The sequence below is a fragment of the Synechococcus sp. H55.11 genome (genome assembly GCF_047462475.1).
GTDB lineage: Bacteria > Cyanobacteriota > Cyanobacteriia > Thermostichales > Thermostichaceae > Thermostichus.
Map to the genome: position 1 here is coordinate 1 of NZ_JANSJI010000177.1, position 5,265 is coordinate 5,265.

General features: G+C 60.3%; 7 protein-coding genes. 2 read left to right on the forward strand and 5 right to left on the reverse strand.

Features of this window, described 5'->3' with window-relative positions; genetic code table 11:
• From NW853_RS07355 to NW853_RS07365, 3 genes are all read right to left on the reverse strand, one after another.
• A partial coding sequence (locus tag NW853_RS07355) for a hypothetical protein (protein WP_414348686.1) occupies window positions 1–272 on the reverse strand: 272 nt, incomplete at its 3' end.
• A 93-nt stretch (window positions 273–365) separates the two neighbouring features.
• Window positions 366–1,202, reverse strand: coding sequence for a peptidoglycan editing factor PgeF (gene pgeF, locus NW853_RS07360; RefSeq protein WP_414335612.1), 837 nt, complete (start codon window positions 1,200–1,202; stop codon window positions 366–368).
• Window positions 1,199–1,603: a DUF3119 family protein gene (locus tag NW853_RS07365; protein WP_414335610.1), complete on the reverse strand. Its 405-nt coding sequence runs from the start codon at window positions 1,601–1,603 to the stop codon at window positions 1,199–1,201. The genes pgeF and NW853_RS07365 overlap by 4 nt, the downstream gene beginning before the upstream one ends.
• Before the next feature lie 222 nt (window positions 1,604–1,825).
• On the opposite strand from NW853_RS07365, the gene NW853_RS07370 reads away from it, so the two are divergent.
• Window positions 1,826–2,707: a diguanylate cyclase domain-containing protein gene (locus NW853_RS07370; protein WP_414348689.1), complete on the forward strand. Its 882-nt coding sequence runs from the start codon at window positions 1,826–1,828 to the stop codon at window positions 2,705–2,707.
• Between the two features lie 26 nt (window positions 2,708–2,733).
• Here the strand turns inward: NW853_RS07370 and gcvH are convergent, their stop codons facing one another.
• The gene (gcvH, locus tag NW853_RS07375) at window positions 2,734–3,123 is read right to left on the reverse strand and encodes a glycine cleavage system protein GcvH (protein ID WP_414336960.1); all 390 of its coding nucleotides are present in this window, start codon (window positions 3,121–3,123) and stop codon (window positions 2,734–2,736) included.
• Between the two features lie 93 nt (window positions 3,124–3,216).
• Complete coding sequence (locus tag NW853_RS07380; RefSeq protein WP_414348692.1) at window positions 3,217–4,167, reverse strand: alpha/beta fold hydrolase; 951 nt, start codon at window positions 4,165–4,167, stop codon at window positions 3,217–3,219.
• A gap of 99 nt (window positions 4,168–4,266) precedes the next feature.
• Here NW853_RS07380 and NW853_RS07385 point away from each other — a divergent pair, with 99 nt between their 5' ends.
• Complete coding sequence (locus NW853_RS07385; protein ID WP_414334160.1) at window positions 4,267–5,208, forward strand: NAD(P)H-dependent glycerol-3-phosphate dehydrogenase; 942 nt, start codon at window positions 4,267–4,269, stop codon at window positions 5,206–5,208.
• The last annotated feature ends 57 nt before the right edge of the window (window positions 5,209–5,265 follow it).

Sequence of the window (5,265 nt, forward strand, 5' to 3'; positions counted from 1 at the left end):
ACCAGAGCTTGGTTGACCAATGGAAACAGCTCCGCCAACTCTTCTGTAGATAGGTTGCCGGTACAGACATTGGCGCGAATATGCCATTCAGCCCACATCTGCGGCGAGGGAGCAGCGGGATCCCGGCCTTCCTCAGAACCTGAACCGCCCACAGGGGCCCGAGGGCGGCTGCGTCCCGACCCAAGGTTTAGTTGCAGCACGCTGTCACGGTTGATGCCGGTCAGAGAGGTTTGGGCTCTTGCCCCTTGGGTCGAAACGAGTGTGAGGGCCAAGACCATCCCAGACAATCCGCAAAGGGCGGCACTACGAAACATGGGATCCTCGCCGGTTAGTGAAAAAGCTATAGGGCTCTGTCTTGAGCGCAATTATAGCCACTGTTGTTCCTGTTCTTCTGGGCAGAGCCGACTGGAGCATGCTGACAGCCGCAGGCCAATGCCCGACCACTGCACGCAATGACGGCCCTGCTCATCCTTCAGGGATCCATCGCGGCGGTAGGAAAAGAAATCTTGGGGTTGGCTGAGGGTGCAATGGGGGCTGACGGCAATCTGTTCAGAGGGGATCCCTTGGGCTTGGGCTTGGGCACAATTGACCCAGCGCAGATCCAAACGAACTTTGCCGGGCAGAGGATCCGGCAACAGGGCGGCGCGGGTGTCCAGCCCCAGAGGCAGGCTTTTCAGCACCTGCTCGGCCACTTCTTCTGACACCTGATAGACCGACCCCGAAATAGAAGGCCCGATGGCAACGCGAATCGCGGCAGCAGGGATCCCCGCCCGGAGAAACTCCCGCAGCACCTTGGACAAAATCCCCCCAGCAGTTCCTCTCCAGCCGGCATGAACGGCCGCCACCCATCCTCGACTGGCCAGCAAAATCGGCACACAGTCAGCGGTGCATACCCAGGCAGAATCCCCTTGGCGGCGGGCAATGACTGCATCCGCCTGAGAACGGGTAGAGATCCCTTGACCGGGTCTTTTTTGCCTGAGGGTTTCCGTGCCCTCATCTGCCCAAATCCAGTTGCAGCCGTGCACCTGATGGCCCCACGTGGCCCGTTCAGGGGGCAGTTGCAGCCGGGCGGCCAACTGGGACGGGAGGTGAGGATGGCCTTGGCGAGAGCCAAAAGCGTGAGGCCACTCTGCCAAAAGCTGACACTCCAGCCAGCGCCATCTCCCTGCCTGCCGCCAAACCCACACGGCAGAGCCGATCATTGGCGGGAGCCATGAGACTTTCGTCGTGGGTGGAGATGGCCCAACCGCTCTTCCAGGCACATTTTCAGCTCGGCAGGGTTAAACAGCATCGGCAAAAAATGAATGCTCTGGGTTTCTCGGAAAAAGAACAAAACCGGCAGCGGCGGCCAGAAAATTTGCCAATCCTGCCACTCGCTATAGGGGAACTCGCGGATGCGTTTGGGGCCGCTGTAGACCTGCAGCGCCGTCCTGGTAAAGGCCAGCCCAATCAAAGAGGTCTGCACCATCAAAAACAGGCCAAACAGGCCCACCCCCAGCCCCGCCCAAAAAGAAAGCCAAAACAACGGCACTGCCAAGGCCAGCACCGACAGGCTGAGGCGAAAATCTGGGGTCAACAGGTGGGCAGAATTGGGTCTTGTCATGCCCCGCTTCTCCTGGATTAAGGATCCCAGCCCCATTCTAGGCTGCCTCGGCAACCCTTCGGATCAGAACTGGCAAGACAACTCTTATGCACCCCTCACGCACAAACAGGCCCGCGGGAAAACCGGCATAATACGGATATAGGCAGGGGTGTTGCTAACTTAACTTATACTTTGATACAACTTACAACTTGTCGGGCCATGCCTCCAGAGCCTCTCCTTCCGATGCCAGAGGAACCAACCACGCGGATCCCCCCCTACGAGCGCGGCTCCCAGGCCGAGCCGACTGCGGCCTTTCTGACAGTGCTCAGCGGTGCCAATGTGGGCATGACCTTTCCTATGGCAAGTGGGGGAGTTTTGGGGCGCAGCCACCAAGCAGATATTCAGCTATCCGACCACGCCGTCTCCCGGCAGCACTGTCGGCTGGAGAGAGAAGGCGAGGGGTATGTTCTCACCGATCTAGAGAGCCTCAACGGTACCTACGTCAACGGCAAACGCATCAGCCGCATTCTTCTGAAAGATGGAGATCGCATTCAAGTGGGGGCCACCACCCTCAAGTTTGCCCACTACGACGCGGCAGAAGCAGCGTTCTTTTCGCAAATGGCCACTGCCGCCCTCTACGACCCGCTGACCGGCTTGCACAACCGCCGTTTTTTCCTGGAGCAACTGGAGCTGGAGATCCCTTTTGCGCTTCGCCATCACATTCCCCTCCACGTGCTCTATCTGGACTTGGATGGGTTCAAGCAAATCAACGATCGCTGGGGGCACTGGGTTGGGGATCAAACCTTGATCCGGGTGGCACGACAATTGCAGGCCCAAGTTCGTCGCGAGGATCTGCTGGCCCGGCTGGGGGGCGATGAATTTGCCCTCTTGGTACGCGGGATCCCGAACCCCCAAATCTTGGGGTTAAAAGAGCGCTTGCGGCAGGCCGTCCAGTTGCTGTCGGTGCAGGTAGGGGCGGAGACCACCCACCTGAGCTGCAGCGTAGGCATCGCCTCTCTGCTGGAGCTGGGAGAACGAGCCGACCCGCAAAGTCTGCTGGCTGCTGCCGACAAGGCTCTCTACCGAGCTAAGGCCGAGGGTGGCAACCGAGAGCTTTTCCGGTAGCTCAAGGCCAGCCGTTGCAGTTAAGTTTACGACCCCTCTACCAGGCTGGCGTAGGCTTCAGCGCTCATGGTGTCTTCGAGATCTTCGGGGTTGGCGATGCGCACCTTGATCAGCCAGCCATCGCCATAGGGATCGTCGGCAATGCTCTCCGGGCTATCCACCACTGCCGTATTGACGGCCACCACTTCTCCCGACAGGGGGGCATAGAGATCTTCGACCGCCTTGACCGACTCGACCGAGCCAAAGCTCTCGCCTTTTTCAATCTCGGTGCCTTCTTCGGGCAGGCCGACGAAAACAATGTCCCCAAGCTGATCGACGGCATAAGCCGTGATCCCGATCACCGCAATATCATCCTCGACATGGATGTACTCGTGGGTGTCCACGTAGCGCAGGTGGGATGGATACTCCAGGGCCATGCCGGTTCTCCCGTAGAATTCAGTGGATTATTCTAGGGTGAACCCTTGGAGATGGTAAAGGGCGGATCCCCAGCCCGGCCATTCCCCCGCTGGCTAGAGAAACTCCATCAGCAGTCGATTCACGGTTTGCGGCGCCTCTTGCTGTGCCCAGTGGCCGCATTCGGGGATGTACTCCTTGCGCAGGCCGTTGGGGAAAAAGGGATCCATCCCCTCGGTCAGCTCGCGGCTGAGGGCAAAGTCTTCTTCGCCCCAGATGAGCAGGGTGGGGGCGAGGATCTGCCGCATGGGCTGCAAAAACAGGTTCTGCAAGGTGGGCAGGTTAAAAAGCTGGCGGTAGTAGTTGAGGGCAGAGGTGAGCACCTTGGGTTTGGCGAGGGCCTCTTGGTAGAGCTGCAGATCGTGGCGGGTGAAGGCGCTTTTGCGCACCGAGGTTTCTTGGAAAATGCGCCGCACCCAATCTCCCAAATCCCACTGCAGCACCCACTCTGGCAGCCAAGGCAACTGAAAAAAGAACAGATACCAGCTGCGCCGCAGTTGATCCAAGTTGCTCAAGAACTCCCGCCGAAAGCAGGCTGGGTGGGGAGAATTGAGAACGGCCAGCTTGCGGATCTCGTGCGGGAAAAATTGCGCCCAGTGCCAGGCAATGGCTCCCCCCCAGTCGTGGGCCACGACCACCGCCTTCTGGGCCCCAAAGTGATGCAACAGGCCGCGGACATCCTCGGTGAGGGTATCCAGGTCGTAGCCGTGATCCGGTTTGTCGGAGTCGTTGTAGCCGCGCAGGTCAGGGGCCACCACGCGAAATCGCTGCGCCAACACCGGGATCTGGTGGCGCCAGGAGTACCAAAACTCCGGGAAACCGTGTAACAAGATCGCCAGCTCCCCTTCCCCCTGGGTGACATAGTGCAGTTGAATGCCATTGGTCAGGGCATAGCCGTGCCGCCAACTCCCCATCTTGGCAGCCACCTCAGCAGGAAGGCGTTGGATCCCTGCTTCTGTCATCTCCTTTGTTCTCGATTCTGAACCCATGATTTGGTATTCACTCATACTAACCTTTGCCCTTGCTCTTCCTCCCAACGGTGAAGACTTTTTTAGAGGGGTTAGCCAGAGGCACCCTAGGAGAGAGGCTACGGCTGGAGAGGTGCGATGAAGACAGAAGTCCAACGCCCGACCTCTCCCCAGAGCATCGCCATTCTGGGGGCGGGAGCCTGGGGAAGCACACTGGCTCTGCTGGCCCAAGCCCAAGGGCACCGGGTGCAGGTTTGGGATCGGCGCAAGGGTCTGGATCTCGAAGAAGTGCTACCGGGATCCCAAATGCTCATCTCGGCAGTCTCCATGGCGGGGGTGCGCCCTGTGGTGGAAGCGGTGCGCCAGGTGGGGATCCCTCCCCAAGCGATTGTGGTCTCGGCCACCAAAGGGCTGGATCCGCTGCAGCTTCTGACCCCTGCCCAAATTTGGGGGGCCACTTTCCCAGAGCAGCCCCTGGTGGTGCTTTCGGGGCCCAACCTTGCGGCGGAAATCCGTCAGGGCTTGCCGGCAGCGGCAGTGGTGGCCAGCCGGGAACCCTGGGCAGCTATGCAGGTACAACAGGCCCTGGCTTCGGAACGGTTTCGCCTCTACACCAGCAGCGATCCCTTGGGGGTGGAGCTGGGGGGCACCTTGAAAAATGTTATCGCCATCGCTGTTGGAGTGTGTGACGGCTTGCAACTGGGGGCCAATGCCCGTGCGGCTCTGGTCACCCGCGGCCTGGCAGAGATGATCCGGGTGGGATCCAAGCTGGGGGCGCGACCTGAGACCTTCAACGGCCTGTCGGGGCTGGGAGATCTGCTGGCCACCTGCCACAGCCCTCTGAGCCGCAACTACCGGGTGGGCTACGGATTGGGCCAGGGTAGTCCTTTGTCCCAGGTTTTGGCCGCCATCGAGGGCACCGCCGAAGGGGTTTACACCGCCCCTGTTGTGGTCAAGATCGCCGCCCAACACGGGATCCCGGTGCCGATTACCCAAGAGGTTCACCGGTTGCTGCAGGGGCAGACCACTCCCACTGCCGCCCTGGCCAGGCTGATGGAGCGACAACTGACCTCGGAATAGGCCCCTCACCCCCAGCCCCTCTCCCAGAGGTGCCCAAGCGCTCCGCGCCGCTCACGC

What these genes read in the sequence shown, in the direction of transcription:
- pgeF (WP_414335612.1), bottom strand. Translation starts at nt 1,202, where the DNA reads ATGATCGGCTCTGCCGTGTGGGTTTGGCGGCAGGCAGGGAGATGGCGC.
- NW853_RS07365 (WP_414335610.1), bottom strand. Translation starts at nt 1,603, where the DNA reads ATGACAAGACCCAATTCTGCCCACCTGTTGACCCCAGATTTTCGCCTC.
- NW853_RS07370 (WP_414348689.1), top strand. Translation starts at nt 1,826, where the DNA reads ATGCCAGAGGAACCAACCACGCGGATCCCCCCCTACGAGCGCGGCTCC.
- gcvH (WP_414336960.1), bottom strand. Translation starts at nt 3,123, where the DNA reads ATGGCCCTGGAGTATCCATCCCACCTGCGCTACGTGGACACCCACGAG.
- NW853_RS07380 (WP_414348692.1), bottom strand. Translation starts at nt 4,167, where the DNA reads ATGAGTGAATACCAAATCATGGGTTCAGAATCGAGAACAAAGGAGATG.
- NW853_RS07385 (WP_414334160.1), top strand. Translation starts at nt 4,267, where the DNA reads ATGAAGACAGAAGTCCAACGCCCGACCTCTCCCCAGAGCATCGCCATT.